Raw genomic sequence first — 17,138 nt, forward strand, 5'->3', positions numbered from 1 at the left:
AGCCCGTCGGCACGGGTGCGCCCCTTCGCTGCGTGGATTCAGATGTCGTAGTCCTGCCTGAACTTGTCCTCGGCGTCCTGCATGGCCTGTTCGGTGGTCCGCTCCCGGGGCCCTTCCTCCGGCTTGGGAGACCGCTTCGCCGTTTTCTTCTTCGCGCCCCCCTCGGCCTTCTGCGCCCGCTCCTCGAGCGCGTCGGCCTTGTCCTTGAACTGGTCTGCGATGCCCATGAACGTTCACTCCTAGAAGGTGTGAGGAGGGCGGGGGTCAGCACGCCCCCTGTGCCTCTACACCAGCGTGACACTCTTGGACATGCCTCGCATTTCGATCACTGACGCTGCGTACTCGCGTTCCGCGCCGCCTCGTCCGCCGCCCCGCCCGCCCCCACGAGCCCCTTTCCGACCTCCCGCAACCGCGGCTCGAAACGCCGCATCTCCCGCTGGCCGACCACCCCGATGAGCCCCGGCAGACAGCCCCGCACCGACTGCATCCCGCGCAGCCACCACTGCGCGTACACATGCGCGGACCGTCGCTCGATCCCGGCCACGATCCGGTCCACCGCCGGGCCCAGCGGATACGTACGGTTCGACGGCCAGGGCAGCCGCTGCCGCAGCTCCCGCATCACCTCGTCCTGGTCGGCCCCGCGCACCATGTCCGTATCCGTCCAGGACAGATAGCCGACACCCACTCGCACGCCCTTGTACCCGACCTCCGCCCGCAGGCTGTGGGCGAAGGCCTCCACGCCCGACTTGGACGCGCAGTACGCCGTCATCATCGGTGCCGGAGTGATCGCGGCCAGTGACGCGATCTGCAGGAAGTACCCTCGGCTCTCAATGAGCACCGGCAGGAACGCCCGGCCCGTGACCGCGCTCCCGATCAGATTCACCTCGATCACCCGCCGCCACGCGGCGGGATCCGAGTCCACGAAGGGACCGCCCGACGCCACGCCCGCGTTCGCGACGACGATGTCGACCTTGCCGAAGCGCTCCTTGACCTCCTGCGCGACCTGCGCCATCGCCTCGTGGTCGGTCACATCCGCATGCCACCAGTCGCTCTCGGTGTGCAGCCTGCCCGAGACCTGCTTCAGCTCGTCCGGCTCGAGGCCCACCAGCGCCACCTTCGCGCCGCGCGCCGAGAGCTTGCGGGCGAGCAGCTCGCCCACGCCCCGCGCCGCGCCGGTGACGACCGCGACCTGCCCCTCCAGGCTCGTCCTGCTCATGCAGCCTCCTCCTTCGCCTTCGCGTTCGCGCTCGCCGTCGCATCCGCGTTCGCCGTCGCATCCGCGTTCACAAACGTAGCCACCAGCTCGCGGATCTTCGCGGTGACCACCTCCGGGGCCTCCACCGGCGTCATATGGCCCATCCCGGCAAGCTCCACCACCTCACGGCAGTCGGGCAGCTCTGCGGCCAGCCGCCGCGCGTGCACCATCGGGGTGAGCCGGTCCGCGGTGCCCGCCACCACGACCGACGGCACCCGCAACTCCCGCACGCCCGTGGCGAGATCGAGCTCCGCGAGCACATGCGCCCAGGCCACCCGGGACGGCCGCGGGCAGGCGTGCACGATACGGGCGCACTCCGCCACCCGTTCCGGCGCCGAACCGGGGCCCATCGTCGCGTACTTGAGGATCCGCTTGGAGACCGGCGTCACCGGTCCGAGCGGAGCCCGCGCCCCGAGAACCATCCGAGTGATCCGGGTCCGCAGCCGCCCGGCGCGCATCGGCAGTACCAGCGACTCCTCGACCAGCCGCGAACTGCCCGTACTGCACAGCAGCACCGCGGCCGCGTGCTCCGCGAAGGCAGCCCGCCCGGACGCGGCCATCAGGGTCATCCCGCCCATGGAGTGCCCGGCGAGCAGGGCCTTCTCGCCGGGAGCAAGTACGGCGCCGAGCACCGCTTCCAGGTCGTCGGCGAGGAGGTCCGTACCGACCGCGGCGAACGGGGTACGGCCGTGGCCGCGCTGGTCGTAGACGACGACCCGGTGGTCGCCCGCCAACTCCCTTATCTGGGCGGCCCAGAAGAGCGTGGAACAGGTCCAGCCGTGGGCGAGGACGACGGCGGGCGCGCCGTCCGGGCCGTACACCTCGACATGGATCGTCGACCCGTCGGCGGAGACGGCGGTCAGAGTCCGGCTCGTCTGACCAGGCTGGCTCGTCTGACCAGGCTGGCTCGTCTGACCAGGCTGGCTCGTCTGACCGGGCCGGCTCGTCTGACCGGGCTGGCTCGTCGGGCTGGGCCGGCTCATCGCACGGCCTCCGCGGTTGCCTCGACAGCCGGCGCGGACTTCGCAGGCATCCGGACGACCTCGTACTCCGCGAGATCCACCTCACGCGTTGCCTTCCGGAACTCACCCGTCGTTCCCGGCCACAGCGTGGTGTTGCGCCCATTCGCGTCCAGGTACCAGCTGTTGCAGCCGCCGGACTTCCACACCGTCCGCTCCATCCGCTCCTGCACCCGCCGGTTCCACGCGCCCACCGCGGACGGCCGGACGGCCAGCGCCGCACGCCCGCCAAGCACATTCAACTGCCGCATGTAGTCGGCCATGTAGTTCAGCTGCGACTCGATCATAAGGATCATCGAGGAGTTTCCGAGGCCCGTGTTGGGGCCGATGATCGACATCCAGTTGGGGAAGCCGGCCGCGGTGGCGCCGCGCAGCGACTCCATCCCGTCCTTCCACGCCTCCGCGAGCGTGATCCCGTCGACTCCGACCACTCGCTCGGCGATGGGCAGGTCGGTCACATGGAAGCCGGTGCCGAAGATGATCGCGTCGACCTCGGCTTCCGTACCGTCGGCAGCGACGACCGTCGATCCCCGCACCTCCACCAGCCCCGAAGCCACCACATCCACATTGGGCTTCACCAGCGCCGGGTAGTACTCGCTCGACAGCAGGATCCGCTTGCAGCCGATACGGTACGAGGGCGTCAACTTGGCCCGCAGGGCCGGATCCTTGATGGCCTTGGCCATATTGGCCTTGGCGAGCGACTCGACGAGTCCAAGTTCCTTCGGCCGCTTGGTGAACGCGCTGACCTGCAACTCCCTGATCCCCCAGAGCAGTCCGCGCCGCGCCGAACCGGTGAACGGCAGCTGCCGGTGCAGCCAGCGCTCGGCCCCGCCGATCGCCCGGTCCATCCGCGGCATCACCCACGGCGGGGTCCGCTGGAAGAGCGTCAGCTTCCCGACCTCCGGCTGGATCGACGGCACGATCTGGATCGCCGAAGCGCCGGTCCCGATCATCGCGACGCGCTTGCCGCGCAGGTCGTAGTCGTGGTCCCAGCGGGAGGAGTGGAAGACCTTCCCGGGGAAGCCGGCCAGACCGTCGATCTCCGGCATTTTCGGGTCGGACAGCGGACCGGTCGCCGAGACGACGACATCGGCGGTGAGCGTGCCCCGCGAGGTCTCGATCTCCCAGCGCAGCTCGTCGTTGTCCCAGCGCATCATCAGCACTTCATGGTTGAAGCGGATGTGGGAACGGAGCCGGAAGGTGTCCGCGACATGCTCCAGATACGCGCGGATGTGTTCCTGCCCGGAGAAGGTGCGCGGCCAGTCGGGGTTGGGCGCGAAGGAGAACGAGTAGAGGTGCGACGGCACGTCGCATGCGCACCCCGGATAGCTGTTGTCCCGCCAGGTCCCGCCGACCGAGTCCGCCCGTTCCAGGACGACGAAGTCGGTGATCCCCTCGCGGCGCAGCCGGACCGCGGCCCCCAGGCCGCCGAATCCGGATCCGATCACCGCCACCCGTACGTGCTCGTGCTGCCGGCCCATGCCGCCGCCTCCCGCTGGAACGTCATAACCCTGCCAGACCACGCCAGCAATCACTGGCATGATGGGGAGAGTAGAGCAGTGTCTTACCGAGCGGTAGGGGCAGGACCCGACAAGTTACCGGTGGTACAACATAGGCTTCCCCCGTGGCAGACGGACGCGAGTACCGCATGGAGGAGCTGGCCAAGGAGGCCGGCATCACGGTGCGCACCTTGCGCTTCTACCGCGAGCGCGGGCTGATCCCGCCGCCCCGCCGCGAGGGCCGTATCGCCTGGTACGACGAGCACCACCTGGCCCGGCTCCGTACGATCGCCGCCCTGCTGGAACGTGGCCACACCCTCAACGGCATCGCCGATCTCGCCACCGCCTTCGAGAGCGGCCGCGACGTCGGTGACGTCCTGGGCCTCGGCGCCCCCACCGAGGAGGAGCCGGTCCGCCTCACCCCCCAGGAACTCGCCGACTACTTCGAGGGCGAGGTCACCGCGGAGAACCTGGCGGCCGCGCTGGACCTCGGCTATCTGGCGACGGACGGCGACGAGATCGTCCACATCAGCCGCCGCCTGCTGGACGTCTCATCCGCTCTGGTCCGCGAAGGCGTCCCACTGGCGACGGTCCTGGAAGCGGGCCAACGGGTCCGCGCCCACGCGGACGAGCTGGCGGAACTCTTCCTCGAGATGCTGCGCGCCCACACCTCTCAGGATCAGGTGGACAGGCTGCGGCCGCTGGCGAAGAGCGTGGTGGACGCGGAACTTTCGATGGCGCTGGACCGGCGCCTGCGCAAGCTGCCCGAGTCCGGCCCGACCGAGTCCGGCCCCCACTGATCACTTTGATCACTTCTGATCAAAGTGCGGTGCCGCAGCGGGAGTTCATGACCGGCGCGGGTATCCATGGCTATGGTGCGATGGACCACGACCACAGTTGAGGATGCGGAGGAAACCGCGTGCCACAGGGGGAACCGGTGTCGCGGGAGGAAGCGGTCAGGACCGCGTGGCAGATCCACACCACGCTCGGCGAATGGATCCGCAACGTCGACGCCAAAGCGTCCTTCGCCCTCGCCATGGAGTCGGCCGCGCTGGCAGGTGTCGCCGCCATGTCGGGGTCCGGCCGCAGGCTGAGCGCGCTGTCCGGGCTCGCAGCGGAAATCGGTCTGTGGCTCGGCGTTCTCCTGCTGGGGCTCTCCGCCGCGCTCGCGGTCCTCGTCGTGCTCCCGCGCCATGCCCACCAGGGCCGGTCGGCGCCCACGCAGGGTCAGTTCATCTTCTACGGACACTTGCGCCACTGGACTCCCGAGCAGCTCGCCGAACAGCTCGGTCGGCACGATCCCCTCCCGGCCCTGACCCGTCAGCTGGTGACCATGAGCGAAATCCTGTGGATCAAGCACCGCAGGGTCCGGCAGTCCCTCGGCTGCGCGATGGCGGGCGGTGTCCTGATCGCCGTGGTCGGCGCGTTCGGCTGATACCTCGAGGAGCGTCCATGACCGCGCGGCACACCGACCGGTACCGGTCGAACCGGGTTCCGTTCTGGAGCTTGCTCGACGACGCCGCCCGGCTCGCCCTGCGCCGCATCGGTCATCTCGAGACGTTCGCGGCCAAGGACCACCTCCTTCAGGAGAACGAGCTCACCGACCATCTGCTCGTCGTCAGACTGGGATGCGTGAAGGTCACCGCGCTCTCCGCCGACGGCTATCAAGCCGTACTCGCCATACGTAACGCGGGTGATCTGCTCGGAGAACAGGCCGGGTTGGACGGCGGACCGCGCTCCGCCACCCTCACCGCCCTGACCACTGTGGAAGCGCTGATCATCCCGGCGAGCGCCTTCAGGGGCACGGCGCGTGACCACTCGGCCATTGCCGCGGCGATGCAGCAGGTACTCTCCGCGCGGTTGCGGGACGCCGACAGCCAGCGCACCTCGACCGGGGGCGAGGCGATCCAGGCCCGCCTCGCCGCACTCTTGCTGGATCTCGGCGAGAGATACGGCAGACGCAGCGACTCCGGCGCTCTGCTGATCGCCCTGCCGCTCTCCCAGGACGACTTCGCCGGGCTTGTGCTCGGCTCCCGCCGTACGGTCAGCCGCATCCTCGAGCAGTGGCGCGGGAACGGCTGGGTGACGACGGGGCGCAACCGGCTGGTCGTCGAGAACCCGGACGCGCTGAAGCGGGAGTGCGGCGAAGGGCCGCCCTGAGCCCGGCACGGTCACACCTCGTCCCAGGACAGGGTCCGCAGGCCGTACTCCTCGGCCAGCGGGTTCCATGCCTCGACGAAGTCCTTCTTCGCGCGCGTCGCTTGTACGTTGGCGCGGTCCGCGTCCGCCCAGGCGTCCGAGGACGTCACCAGGCTCGTGGTGCATCCGTCGGCCACCTCGGTGGCCAGCCTGGAGTAGGCCCTGTCCGCGTCTGCCGAGCTCTTCCAGCCGGCCAGCAGATCCGCGGTCAGCCCATCGGGCAGTTGGTCGAGACCGACTCCTTCCACGGCGTCGACCAGCCGGTCGCGGTTCGCGGCCGCCTCGTCGAACACCCCTTTCGCCTCCTGTAGTTCACTGTCCCCCGGACAGCCCATCACGCTCTCGACGGACTTCGAGACGCTGCCCCGAGTGCCGTCGTTCTCCCACAGCAGGCTCTCCAGTTTCTTCGCCTGTCCCTCACGCGTGTCCGGGGCCTCGGACGACGATCCGCCGGCGCCGTCGTCCCAGGGCGCGCCGTTCGCCAGCAGGGCGCCGACACCGATCCCTGCGGCGATCAGCAGCAGGAGGAAGAAGATCCAGCCGCCGCTCAACCCGCGCGGCGCGGGGGCCGGAGTCCTGGTCAGCGTTCGGGCCGGGGTCGGCACGGTCCAGGCCGGGGTCGGCGTCCGGCTCGGGGTCCGGGTCGGGTTCGGTGCCGGGGTCGGGGTCGGGGTCCGTACGGTCCGCCTGCGCGGCGGCGTCCATGCCGGGCTGTTGACCACCGTGGGCGTGGGCGTGGGGCTGTTCACCACCGTGGGCGTGGGCGCGGTGGGCCGAGCGGCCGGCGGCGACAACCTGGCGGGCGCCGTGACCACAGCGCTGCGCAGCGGACCGAGCCAGTCGGCGAGCGCGGGCCGCTGCGCGGGCTGATCGGCCAGACTGCGCTCCGCCAGCTGCGCCACCGCACGGTCGGCCGACCGCAGGATGTCCACGTCCGATCCGACCTGATCGCCGATGAACAGCCGGGCGGCGAGCAGACCGAACTTGTAGACATCGCCTGCCCGGGTCGTCGGCTCCTCCGCCCCGGGCAGGCTCCAACCCGGGGTCTGCACCGGCTTGAGCGCCCACTGGCCACTCAGGACCATCGCGTCGCAGTCGATCAGGAAGCAGCTGGGCGAGCCCTGCAACGAGAACAGCAGGTTCTTCGGCGACAGATCTCCCACGACCACGCCGAGCCCGTGCAGCCGGTCCAGCTTCTCGGCCAGATCCAGCAGCAGCTGGAAGCGCTGCCGCGGCGTGAACGAGATCCCGACGACCTTCCGCAAGTAGGCGTCCTTGTTCAGCAGAAACTCGAAGCCCGAAGTCCTCTTCTCCGGCGAGGTCGTCAGCACCCGGAAGTACTCCTCCGGGATCTGCCTCATCAGGAAACCGTGAACGTCGTTCCCCTGGTTCACCAACGCGGCCGGCCACGCCGTGTGCTCACCCAGCCAGCGTGCCGTCCCGTCCGCCTGGCGCGGCAGAAAGGCGACCATCCGCTCCAGTACGTCTGCCCTCAGCTCGCTCCTGCTCTTGCCGTCGTACTCCTTGTACACGACCGGCCATTCACCGTTGATCAGCCGCTTCTGAACGGCCCAGACGGTGCCCTGGCCGCCCTTGCCCAGCTGCGCCCCCCTGACGAGGGCCGCCAGCTGGACCCGTGCCGCGCCGGGGGCGCTCATGGCGTCCCTTCCGCGAGGCGATGACGCGGCCAGACCGCCAGCAGGGTGCGGTCGTCGTCGAACGTCTCCCGGGAGAAGTCCAGCAGATGGGCGAGCGTGCGGGGCTCCCGCGGCGGATGCGACAGCCCGGTGGCCATCAGTTCGCCGACCATGCCCGTGCCGTCGCCGAGCGGCACGCCGAATCCGTCGGTGCCCACCAGGAGCACCCCGTCCGCGGGCAGCTGGTACGACCTCGGACGGAGCGCCGGCGGCAGCCGCGGCAGCGCCAGCACCGCGGAAGACGAAATCTCGTCGTCGCTCTCCACGCCCAGCAAGGGGTAATAGAGCCCCTCGACCAGCTGCCAGGCCGCCGTGTCCCCGACGTGGACCAGGTCGACCCGGAGAGTCCCGTCGGGCAGTGGGAGGACCCTGCCTGCCACCAGGGTGGTCGCCAGCTGGGCCATGGCCTCCTTGCGATGCTCCTCGGAGGGCTCTCCGACCCGGGCCACGCGCATCAGCAGCTGATAGGCGGCGGCCTGCACCACGCGCGTCCAGTCGGGCTCCGCCCGTTCCTCGTCGAGCTGGCCGAGCAGGTCGTTGACGGCGGTACGGCAGGCGAGAGCGGCGCCGATGTGCGACTGCGGGGCGGCGGACACTCCGTCCGCCACCGCGAAGACGACCGCCTCCGTGCTCTCGTGCCAGGCGACCGTGATGTCGTCCTGCCGCGGGCGTCCGCTGCACCGGTGCTCGTCACCCCGTACGGAGGCGAGCCGGACCGTGATGTAGCGCGTGGACCACCCGTCGAAGACGGTGTCCGGGCGGTACGGGTCCGCGGGCGGCGGCTTCGGCTCCGGCACGGCGGCGGCCCGCCCGAGGACGATCCGGTCCCATCGGCCGGGCAGCGGTTGCCGCGGTGGAGCCTGGGCGTAACCCGGCGTCGGAGGGTGCGGCCGCGGAGGGGGCTGCTGCGGTGGTTGAGCCTGCCGCGGTCGTTGCTGCTGCGGTGGTTGCGGGTGCTGCGGGTGTTGCTGCTGCGGTCGTTGCTGCTGAGGCTGCGGCCGCGGCGGCGCCTCCTGCGGGTGCTGCTGCGAAGGCTGATGCGGGTGCTGCGGCGGTGGCGGCTGCGGTTGCGGAGGCCGCGCGTATCCCGGCTCCAGATACTGCTGCTGCACGTACCCACCCCCCGCCTGCCGAGGGGGCTGCTGATGCTGCCCGTCAGGGTGCCGGGCAGGTGGCACCGGCGGAGGAGGGCCAGGGGGTGGCACCGGCGCGGAAGGCTCACTGGACGCGGCGGGCTCCTCCGCGTCCTTGGATCGCCCCTTCCTCCCGAAGAACTCCACCGTCACACCTCGTCGATCGCGAGCCGGAAGCCCTCGGGCTTCTCCACGACCAGCTCCGCCTGGCCCGAGGCCATCGCGTTGCCCGACTCCACGACGCTCTTGGTGAGCGCGGTGAAGAACTTGGCGATGGAATCACCGAGTTGTGACCCGGGCAGGGAGATGAAGGCGAACTCCGCCTGCGTAGCGACGTTGAGGATGGTCTCGGCCTCGGCGTCTCCGATACCGAAGGCGATGACGTTGGGCGCCGCGCTGGTGACGTTGCGGTCGGTGAGTCTGCGGTGCACCTCCGTCCAGTTCTCATTCGGATTGGGCTGTCCGTCGCTGAGGAAGAACACCGCGGGACGATGCACCCGGTAACCCTGGCTCTTGAGGCTGCTCACATCGTTGGGCACGCGCTGGAGCAGCGCGCTGAAGGCCGCCTCGTAGCTGGTCCCGCCGCCGGCCGAGAGCCGGGGCAGCTCGCTCTCACCTCTGAGGTCCGCCAGGATCAGGTGTTCCGTGACGGTGTTGGAGAAGCCCAGCACGGAGAACCGCACTTTGGCCGCTGCCATCGGCTCACCGAGCAGGGCCATGTGCAGCGATTTCATCCCGGCGTTGAGGTCGTTGACTTGAGAGGCCATCGAATAGGACTCGTCCGCCAGTACGTACACCGGCAGCAGCTGCCCGAGTGTCTCGGCCATGCGTGTTTCCTTTCTACTGAACGTTCTTGACGGGAGTCAGGCCCTGCGGGCAGTCCAGGCGGAGTTCCATTCCGCCCGCCAGGGCACTCCGCCCGAGATGCAGCACGGTGTTCTGCAGGAGTACGGAGAACTGCACAGCCGACTGGGCGAGATCGGCCCCGGGAGCCGCCACGACACCGAGTTCGGGCCGGCTGGCGAGGCGTTCGACGGTGCGTTCCCCGACCTCGCCGATGCCGCAGGCCACCAGGTGCGGGTGGTACTTGTGCTGCATCAACTCCGCGCGCACATCGCCCCATTGGGGCGTGTCCTCGGCCTCTCCCACGGCGAGGAGGAAGACCACGGGCCTGAGCACCCGGGCCACCTGCTGCTTGAGCCGTTCCGTCTCCAGCGGCACCAGGTCCAGCAGTCGCCGGAAGGCCGGCGCATACCGGCATCCCGGCCCGCCGCGCAGGTCGGGGATGCCCGTCTGCCAGGTCACCTCGGTGAGTGGCAGCAGCACTTCGGCCGTGTCGGCGTACGAGAGCACGGAGAGCCGCACCGCGGCCGCCACGTCCGGACTGTTGGCCAGCAGGGTCTGCAACGACCGCAGGGCGTTGGCCAGTTCGGTCGTGCAGCCGGCCGCGGCCGCCGAGGCGTCGAGGACCACATAGACCGGCACCAGACCTGTGACCGGCGCTCCGGCGGCGGGCTGTGCTCCGGCGTCGCCCCATGTACGGACGGGGGCGGACCGGGACTGCGGGATCGCCGACGGCGCGCCGCCGCCCTGCGCCGCGGCCGGATGGCCGTGCGCCGGAGCCGCATGGCCCGGACCGATGGCAGGCGCGGGACCGGACGAGGGCGCCTGCCCCGAGTGCGGCAGGACACCCGCCACCCCCGCTCCCGGGCCGCCCGCTCCCAGCACCCCGTTGCGTACACCCGGCAGGTCGACGTCCCTGACCACGCCCTTGTCGATCAGGTACTTGACCATCTCCACATGGCGCTGCTCCTGGATCTCCACCTGGCCGAGCCGGGATTCCTCGAGCCGCATCAGCAGGCCCATGGCCTCGTGGGTGTCATTGGGGTGCTTGGTCAGGTGTTCCCGGACCAGACCCGCGAAGTCGAGCTGGATGCCCGCCATCACCTTGCGCTCCTGCTCCTCACGGGCGATCCGCGCCTGATGCTCGATGTCCTTGATCGACTCGGAGTGCCAGGCCTGCCCGACGGCCGCCTTGTTCGAATGCAGCCCCAGTGCGTCTTCCCGTTCCGCCTTCCTGAGCCGGCGGATGAATTCGCGCGAGGCGGCGTCCGGTTCCAGCTGGATGGTGCAGTGGTAGATGGTGATGCCTTCGGCGAGCAGGATGTCCTGGGCGAAGGCCCGGTTCATGCGCGTCTGGGCGGCCATCGCCTCGGTGATGGGGAACTCGGCCGCGTAGAGGCGCATTTGATGCGTCAGATAGCCGTAGATCACGGAAAGGGCGTCCTGGACGTTGCCGCGCACCAGCCGCACCGGGTCATGGACCCGGAATCCGACATCGATCTTCGCCTCGAAGCGATGTCCGCCGTCCTCGCAAGTCAGCGGGGTTTCAGTGAGCTTGGCGGAGCGCCTGTGGTCACTGAGGTCGACGGCGTAGCAGGTCCGGTTCTTGCCGAACCACCGCTGGCTGCGCGTACGGACGGTCTCGACCTCCCACGGAGCGCCTTCGACCGGGTAGACGATCGCCACGCTCGGGGGAAGGTTCGGGAGCGCGCCAACCTGGCTGCGCGGGATCGGGCGGTCATTGAGAATCAGCGAGACGGTCACGGCACCTTCTCCAGGTCGAGCTGGGCATGAACGGTGGCGGCGGCCAGCGGCAGCGGCGCCAGGTTGTCCGGGTGCGTCCAGTCGTCGGCGCACCGCCGCAGGATCCGGCCCGAGCGCTCGTCCCCGTAGGCGATCGCGCCGATCATCAAGCGGAACATCTCGCGCAGCTGCGGGTCGCGCTCGGCCAGCGCCGCCCAGTTCCGGATCACCTGCTCCGCCTCGTCGTCGAAGAAGGCCTGGTTCAGCGCCGCACGCCAGAGCCTGATGAACGGCTCCTGCAACTCCGGCTGCCGGTGGGCCAGGTACAGCAGCGCGGGCCTGCCGGGCACCTGTCCGCCCATGCCCCGCTCCTCGGTCTCGATGACGAGCTGGGCCGCGAGGATCAGGAAGGACAGCAGAGCCGTGGGGCGCGCCCGGTAGTCCGCCGCCTGCTCATGGAGCATGTTCAGTACGGCTGCCGCCAGCTCGAAGTCGTCCGCCAGCAGGTCGGCCAGGCTGCATCCGACCGCCACCGCCACGGTCACATTGCCCACCACGGCCAGCCGCCCGATCTCCTCCACCGCACGGTCCGTCACCGCGCCGAGACCATGGACGCGGGCAGCCGTCGCCTGTCCCAGCGGGCGGCTGCGGTCGGCGAGCCATGTCTCCACCATGGCGGCGGCCTGGTCCCGGACCCAGGCGTCACGGCAGCCGACGGACAGGGCGTAGGCCACGGCAGCACGGCGGTACGCGCTGTCGCTGTACGCCCATCGCTGCAGGATCCGGCCGGACACATAGCCGAAGGAGTCGGCGGCGAGCACGCCCAGACCGGCGGCCGCGTACACACGGACCTCTTCCGAGGGGTCCATGACCAACTCGCCCAGCCAGTCGAGCAGTTCTTCCTGGATCTCGTACTGGGTCCAGGCGTGCCGGATGACCAGGCGCGGATAGTCCGGATCCTTGTACTCCAGCACCTCGCCGGGCTCACCCTGGGACTTGGGCACCGCACGGGCCCGCAGCAGGGTCAGCTGTCTGCGCCGAGGCACCGCGAACAGGTCCCTGGGCTGCGGCAGGCGACCGTCGGGCCCTGCGGCCCTGATGTACGGCGCGTCGTCCTCCAGCCGGTCCCGCAGGGCGCGTGCCGCCCGCGCGACGTACTCCTGGGGCAGCCCGTTCAGCACCGCGAGCGCCAGCGCCAGGCTGCGGGCGGCCGTGTCGGGCAGGTTCTCGGCCCAGATCTCGAAGTCCTCGGCCTCCATGCGCGCCCGGCGCTCCCTGAGGCGCTCCGGGCTCAGCTCCCCCGACTCGTACTCCTCGCAGAGCGCGGCGGCCAGTTCACCGGCCTGCCGACAGGCGGGGTCGCCCGCGAGCAGCTCCGCGAGGAGGTCGTACACATCGGGCCTGGCCAGCAGCCGGCCGGCGGCACGTTCCCCCAGGCGCCAGCGGACATGGGCGCGGAGGACGGCCTGCTGGTCCGGTTCCTCACTCACATCCAGTACGCCGCTGAGCAGTTCGCTGTCGGACACCTCGGTACTGGGCACGGTCAGCACCATCCAGGCACCGGCCCGGGACAGCGCCCCCTGGACCTTCTCGAAGACCTCCCGGTCCAGGTTTCCGATGTCGGCCGGCTGGTCGAGCAGGAAGCCCACGCCCGGCTCGATCCCGCCGCTGCCGCTCTCCAACTGCTCGGCGAGCGAGGCGAAGTCCACATTGCTGTCCAGGTGGTACACGGGGCCGCCCTGGCAGGCTCCCATCAGCAGACGCACGGCCAGGGCCGACTTTCCGTACCCGGGCGCGCCACGCAGGATCAGGAGGTTCTGCTTGCGCAGGGCCTCACTCGCGGCGGTGAAGCAGGGCGGCTGGTGGTACGCGAAGCGCACCCGCTCCTCGATCAGCGGCGACAGGGTGCGCAGCCGCTTCTTTGTGCCGCCCAGGAGCAGCACGTACTTGTCGCCGCCCACGATGTCGCCCTCGACGTTCGCCACCGCGTTCTGCAGATGGCCGTGGCGCAGCGATCCCTGTCCCATCTGACCGGTGGCCTCGAAGGACTCGGCTCCGGGGCCCGACTGCGGCGCCTCCTGCTGGGCCGCCGCACCGTCCGGTTGTTCGCCCGACGGTGCGGCGGATCCTTCGGCCCCCTGGACCGGGGCGGGCGGGGCGCTGTCCGGTGCCCCGCCCGCCGCCGGCCCCCCCGTTCCGGCCGCCGGCGGGCTCCCCCCTGCGCCGCCGGCGGCCGGAGCTCCTGACGCGGGTGCGGTCATGGCCGCACCGGCCCCGTGGTGTTCACGTTGACGGTCTTGTCACCTGCGAACTGGTCTCCCTGGACCGTTCCGGTGTGGAAGGTCACCGGGCGGTACGCGCCACCGGGCGCCTGCTGCCCGCCGGGGCCGACGGGGCCCGCGGGGGCCGCCGGGCCGCCCCCTTCACCACCACCGCCCTCGCCACCGCCCCCTTTGCCACCGCCGCCTCCATTGCCTCCGTCGTCGTCCTCGCCGACCGGCGGGAGGCCGGGCGGCGCGGGATACCCGGGCACGGTGATCCAGCTGTGGACGACCTCGCCGTGCTTGGTGGCGAACCGCATCGGCAGATACGCAGCCGGGTCGATACCGCGATGACCGTGCCTGATCACCCCGCGGTAGGTCTCGTCCGAGACGATGAACACCATGCGGGCGGAGGGCGCGGCGACCAGAACATCGCGCAGCGGCTGGGCATCCACCAGTCGGCAGGCGGTGTTGACCGCGTCGCCCGACCAGCCCTCCGCGTCCTGTACGGCGAGCCCCTGATGCAGCGACACCCGGAACCGGAGGGCGTGCGCCTTGCTGAACATCGCGCTTTTCTGGGCGAGTTCGTCGTCGAGCTCACGGATGAACGGCCCCGCGAGCAGGAGCGGCGAGACCGTTCCCGGCGCGATCATCAAAACGCCGTCGCCCCGGTCCTCGCACACAATGTCCTCGACCGGCAGCCCGGACCGCTCCATCGCGCTCTTGAGCGTCTCGTACATCGCGGCGCGCACTGATCGCTGAACCGGATCGGTGCGCACACTGAAGTTCTCGATGTCCAGGACCACGATCCAGCGGTGTGTGGCGTGACCAGCCATTTGGCGTACCTCCCGAAGGCTGCTGTCGATCAGCTGCCCCAGTAGTACGACATCGCCGCGGCACGGGTATACGCCAGTTGACTCATAGCTGAAATTGACCGAAGTAGATCAAAAATCCAGCGCGGTCGGACGCATTCCGACCGATCAAGTCCACTGTCTCTTCAGTTGAGTTGAATGGGTGTACGGCAGTCGGCCGCGAAGGCGAATCCGGCTACAGCTCGTAAACTGCCGTCACCGGCGCATGGTCGCTCCACCGCTCCCCATGCGTCACCGCCCGCTCCACCCACGCCTTCACCGCGCGCCCCGCCAGGCCCGCGGTCGCCACCTGGTAGTCGATCCGCCAGCCCGTGTCGTTGTCGAAGGCCCGCCCACGGTACGACCACCACGAGTACGGCCCCTCCTGGTCGGGGTGCAGTGCCCGCACCACGTCCACGTACTCGGCCTCGCCGAAGACCCGGGACAGCCACTCCCGCTCCTCGGGCAGGAAGCCGGAGTTCTTCTTGTTGCCCTTCCAGTTCTTGAGGTCCGCCTCCTGGTGCGCGATGTTCCAGTCGCCGCACACCACCACCTCGCGCCCGTCCGCCGCCGCGCGGGCCTTCAGTTCGCGCAGATAGGGCAGGAACTCGTCCATGAACCGGATCTTCTCGTCCTGGCGGTCCGTCCCCACCTGGCCAGAGGGCAGATACAGGCTCGCCACGGTGACACCCGGCAGGTCAGCCTCGACGTACCGCCCGCTTCCGTCGAACTCGGCCGACCCGAAGCCGATCCGTACCGCGTCCGGCTCACGTCGCGTGTAGAGGGAGACACCCGCGCGCCCCTTCGCCGCGGCCGGGGCGTGCACCGTGTGCCAGCCGTCCGGCTCGCGTACCTCGTCCGGGAGCTGGTGGGCCTCGGCCCGGACCTCCTGGAGGCAGATCGCGTCGGCGTCGGTACCGGCCAGCCAGTCGACGAAGCCCTTCTTGGCGGCGGCGCGGAGTCCATTCACATTCACGGTTGTCACGGTGAGCATCCCGGCACCCTACCGAGCACCGCACCGTCAGCCCGCATTCGCATACCCGTACGATCTGCCCATGAATTTCCGCGCCACGCCGTTCGACCACCCCGACGCCGTCAAACTCAACGACCAGGTCCAGCTCGAATACGCCGAGCGGTACCAGGACGAGGGCGATGTCACACCGCTCGACCCCTCGATGTTCCTGCCGCCCCGCGGCCTCTACCTCCTCGCGTACGACGATCAGGGCCGACCCGTGGCGACCGGCGGCTGGCGCTCGCAGGACGCGAACCCCGAGGGCTACTCCGACGGAGACGCCGAGCTCAAGCGCATGTACGTGGTCCCCGAGGCACGCGGCCTCGGCCTCGCCCGTCGCATCCTGGCCGCCCTGGAGGAGGACGCCCGCGCCGTCGGCCGTACCCGGATGGTGCTGGAGACCGGCATCATGCAGCCTGAGGCGATCGGGCTCTACACCTCGGCCGGCTATCTGCCGTGCTCGAAATTCGGCCACTACCGGGAGTACGAGAGCAGCCGCTGCTTCGCGAAGCTCTTGTCGCGCCCCTGACATAAGCGCGCTTCCCGTGGCACTCTGCCTCACGCACGCCGATCCGCACCGGCTCATCCCCCACCCTGCCCGCGCGACACCACGCGCGGGCACGGCAGAAGGAGACATGCGTGAGACGCCATCGCACCCCCGCCGGGATCCTGTTGACCGTCGCCACCCTGCTCGTCGGCGCACTGTCGGCCACGACCGCCGGCGCCGCCCCCGCTCCCTCCCCCACCCCCACCGTCTTCAAGCAGCAGCAGACGCAGGGCTTCTGGACCGCTGAACGGATGCGCAACGCCACCCCGCTCGATCTGCTGCCACTGACCCGCGACGGTCTCAAGGCGCTGGGAACTCCCAAGCGCGGCGGCAAGGAAACCGTCATACCCGCCACCGCCGTCTCGCCCGCCGCGTTCCCGCAGGCCGGCGGCCCGTGGACGGGTGGCGGCGCCGTGGTCAAGACGTCCGGGCGGGTGTTCTTCAGCTTCCAGGGGCGTACGGCCTCCTGCTCCGGCAACTCCGTCACCAGCCAGAACGGCAGCACCGTGATCACCGCGGGCCACTGCGTGAAGTACCAGGGCAGCTGGCACACCAACTGGGTCTTCGTGCCCGCGTACAACAACGGCCAGGCGCCGTACGGCCAGTGGTCCGCCACCAAGACCTTCTCCACCGACCAGTGGGTGGCGAGCGAGGACATCAACTACGACGTCGGCGCGGCCGTCGTCGCCCCGCTGGGCGGCAAGAAGCTCGCCGAGACGGTCGGCGCGCAGGGCCTGAGCTTCAACGGCGGCTACAACAAGGCGATGTACGCCTTCGGCTTCCCCGCGGCCTCTCCGTACGACGGCACGAGGCTCATCTACTGCAGCGGGAACTCCTCGAAGGACTTCCTGTTCTCCAAGGACCACAGCCTGGGCTGCAACATGACGGGCGGCTCCAGCGGCGGCCCCTGGTTCACCTCGTTCAGCGAGGCCACCGGCACCGGCCTGCAGGCCTCGGTGAACAGCTTCGGTTACGTCTTCCTGCCGAACCGGATGTTCGGGCCGTACTTCGGCAATGAGGCCAAGGCCGTCTACGACAAGGCCCAGGTCTCCTGAGCCACTTGGAGCCACTCGGGCCGG

16 protein-coding genes are annotated in these 17,138 nt (G+C 70.0%); 5 read left to right on the top strand and 11 right to left on the bottom strand.

Features of this window, described 5'->3' with window-relative positions; all coding sequences use genetic code 11:
* Nucleotides 1-38: 38 nt before the first annotated feature.
* The 4 genes from ACH492_RS15305 to ACH492_RS15320 form a co-directional block, all read right to left on the bottom strand.
* On the bottom strand, nucleotides 39-227 hold the full coding sequence (locus ACH492_RS15305; protein WP_398986613.1) for a hypothetical protein: 189 nt from the start codon (nucleotides 225-227) through the stop codon (nucleotides 39-41).
* Between the two features lie 98 nt (nucleotides 228-325).
* Nucleotides 326-1,216, bottom strand: a complete 891-nt coding sequence (locus tag ACH492_RS15310) for an SDR family oxidoreductase (protein WP_398986615.1) — start codon at nucleotides 1,214-1,216, stop codon at nucleotides 326-328.
* Complete coding sequence (locus ACH492_RS15315; RefSeq protein ID WP_398986617.1) at nucleotides 1,213-2,238, bottom strand: alpha/beta fold hydrolase; 1,026 nt, start codon at nucleotides 2,236-2,238, stop codon at nucleotides 1,213-1,215. The genes ACH492_RS15310 and ACH492_RS15315 overlap by 4 nt, the downstream gene beginning before the upstream one ends.
* Nucleotides 2,235-3,755, bottom strand: a complete 1,521-nt coding sequence (locus ACH492_RS15320) for a flavin-containing monooxygenase (RefSeq protein WP_398987330.1) — start codon at nucleotides 3,753-3,755, stop codon at nucleotides 2,235-2,237. Before ACH492_RS15320 ends, ACH492_RS15315 begins: the two co-directional genes overlap by 4 nt.
* Nucleotides 3,756-3,898: 143 nt before the next feature.
* Between ACH492_RS15320 and ACH492_RS15325 the strand changes: the two genes are divergently transcribed.
* The 3 genes from ACH492_RS15325 (at nucleotide 3,899) to ACH492_RS15335 (ending at nucleotide 5,933) form a co-directional block, all read left to right on the top strand.
* Nucleotides 3,899-4,573 carry a MerR family transcriptional regulator gene (locus ACH492_RS15325; protein ID WP_398986619.1) on the top strand — a complete coding sequence of 225 codons (675 nt, stop codon included), beginning with the start codon at nucleotides 3,899-3,901 and terminating at the stop codon, nucleotides 4,571-4,573.
* Between the two features lie 119 nt (nucleotides 4,574-4,692).
* Nucleotides 4,693-5,208 (top strand): Pycsar system effector family protein, encoded by a 516-nt coding sequence (locus tag ACH492_RS15330; protein ID WP_398986621.1) that lies wholly within the window; start codon nucleotides 4,693-4,695, stop codon nucleotides 5,206-5,208.
* Between the two features lie 17 nt (nucleotides 5,209-5,225).
* Nucleotides 5,226-5,933, top strand: a complete 708-nt coding sequence (locus ACH492_RS15335; protein WP_398986623.1) for a Crp/Fnr family transcriptional regulator — start codon at nucleotides 5,226-5,228, stop codon at nucleotides 5,931-5,933.
* 11 nt (nucleotides 5,934-5,944) lie between these two features.
* On the opposite strand, the gene ACH492_RS15340 is transcribed toward ACH492_RS15335, so the two are convergent.
* The 7 genes from ACH492_RS15340 to ACH492_RS15370 form a co-directional block, all read right to left on the bottom strand.
* Nucleotides 5,945-7,630, bottom strand: a complete 1,686-nt coding sequence (locus ACH492_RS15340; RefSeq protein ID WP_398986625.1) for a hypothetical protein — start codon at nucleotides 7,628-7,630, stop codon at nucleotides 5,945-5,947.
* Nucleotides 7,627-8,466 carry a protein phosphatase 2C domain-containing protein gene (locus ACH492_RS15345; protein WP_398986627.1) on the bottom strand — a complete coding sequence of 280 codons (840 nt, stop codon included), beginning with the start codon at nucleotides 8,464-8,466 and terminating at the stop codon, nucleotides 7,627-7,629. Before ACH492_RS15345 ends, ACH492_RS15340 begins: the two co-directional genes overlap by 4 nt.
* Nucleotides 8,467-8,951: 485 nt before the next feature.
* The gene (locus ACH492_RS15350; RefSeq protein WP_398986630.1) at nucleotides 8,952-9,629 is read right to left on the bottom strand and encodes a VWA domain-containing protein; all 678 of its coding nucleotides are present in this window, start codon (nucleotides 9,627-9,629) and stop codon (nucleotides 8,952-8,954) included.
* Between the two features lie 13 nt (nucleotides 9,630-9,642).
* Nucleotides 9,643-11,409 carry a hypothetical protein gene (locus ACH492_RS15355; RefSeq protein WP_398986632.1) on the bottom strand — a complete coding sequence of 589 codons (1,767 nt, stop codon included), beginning with the start codon at nucleotides 11,407-11,409 and terminating at the stop codon, nucleotides 9,643-9,645.
* Nucleotides 11,406-13,649: a hypothetical protein gene (locus ACH492_RS15360; RefSeq protein WP_398986634.1), complete on the bottom strand. Its 2,244-nt coding sequence runs from the start codon at nucleotides 13,647-13,649 to the stop codon at nucleotides 11,406-11,408. The genes ACH492_RS15355 and ACH492_RS15360 overlap by 4 nt, the downstream gene beginning before the upstream one ends.
* Nucleotides 13,646-14,485, bottom strand: coding sequence for a hypothetical protein (locus ACH492_RS15365; RefSeq protein WP_398986636.1), 840 nt, complete (start codon nucleotides 14,483-14,485; stop codon nucleotides 13,646-13,648). The genes ACH492_RS15360 and ACH492_RS15365 overlap by 4 nt, the downstream gene beginning before the upstream one ends.
* 211 nt (nucleotides 14,486-14,696) lie before the next feature.
* Nucleotides 14,697-15,494: an exodeoxyribonuclease III gene (locus ACH492_RS15370; protein WP_398986638.1), complete on the bottom strand. Its 798-nt coding sequence runs from the start codon at nucleotides 15,492-15,494 to the stop codon at nucleotides 14,697-14,699.
* Nucleotides 15,495-15,555: 61 nt separating this feature from the next.
* On the opposite strand from ACH492_RS15370, the gene ACH492_RS15375 reads away from it, so the two are divergent.
* Entirely contained in the window at nucleotides 15,556-16,041 is a 486-nt protein-coding gene (locus tag ACH492_RS15375) for a GNAT family N-acetyltransferase (RefSeq protein ID WP_398986640.1), read from the top strand.
* A 110-nt stretch (nucleotides 16,042-16,151) separates the two neighbouring features.
* The gene (locus ACH492_RS15380; protein ID WP_398986642.1) at nucleotides 16,152-17,114 is read left to right on the top strand and encodes a trypsin-like serine peptidase; all 963 of its coding nucleotides are present in this window, start codon (nucleotides 16,152-16,154) and stop codon (nucleotides 17,112-17,114) included.
* Nucleotides 17,115-17,138 lie beyond the last annotated feature (24 nt).

The organism is Streptomyces sp. NPDC019443 (genome assembly GCF_044389785.1).
Lineage (GTDB): Bacteria > Actinomycetota > Actinomycetes > Streptomycetales > Streptomycetaceae > Streptomyces.

Bases quoted from the DNA above. Each gene is read 5' to 3' on its own strand.
- ACH492_RS15305 (WP_398986613.1), bottom strand. From the start codon at position 227: ATGGGCATCGCAGACCAGTTCAAGGACAAGGCCGACGCGCTCGAGGAG.
- ACH492_RS15310 (WP_398986615.1), bottom strand. From the start codon at position 1,216: ATGAGCAGGACGAGCCTGGAGGGGCAGGTCGCGGTCGTCACCGGCGCG.
- ACH492_RS15315 (WP_398986617.1), bottom strand. From the start codon at position 2,238: ATGAGCCGGCCCAGCCCGACGAGCCAGCCCGGTCAGACGAGCCGGCCC.
- ACH492_RS15320 (WP_398987330.1), bottom strand. From the start codon at position 3,755: ATGGGCCGGCAGCACGAGCACGTACGGGTGGCGGTGATCGGATCCGGA.
- ACH492_RS15335 (WP_398986623.1), top strand. From the start codon at position 5,226: ATGACCGCGCGGCACACCGACCGGTACCGGTCGAACCGGGTTCCGTTC.
- ACH492_RS15340 (WP_398986625.1), bottom strand. From the start codon at position 7,630: ATGAGCGCCCCCGGCGCGGCACGGGTCCAGCTGGCGGCCCTCGTCAGG.
- ACH492_RS15350 (WP_398986630.1), bottom strand. From the start codon at position 9,629: ATGGCCGAGACACTCGGGCAGCTGCTGCCGGTGTACGTACTGGCGGAC.
- ACH492_RS15360 (WP_398986634.1), bottom strand. From the start codon at position 13,649: ATGACCGCACCCGCGTCAGGAGCTCCGGCCGCCGGCGGCGCAGGGGGG.
- ACH492_RS15365 (WP_398986636.1), bottom strand. From the start codon at position 14,485: ATGGCTGGTCACGCCACACACCGCTGGATCGTGGTCCTGGACATCGAG.
- ACH492_RS15370 (WP_398986638.1), bottom strand. From the start codon at position 15,494: ATGCTCACCGTGACAACCGTGAATGTGAATGGACTCCGCGCCGCCGCC.
- ACH492_RS15375 (WP_398986640.1), top strand. From the start codon at position 15,556: ATGAATTTCCGCGCCACGCCGTTCGACCACCCCGACGCCGTCAAACTC.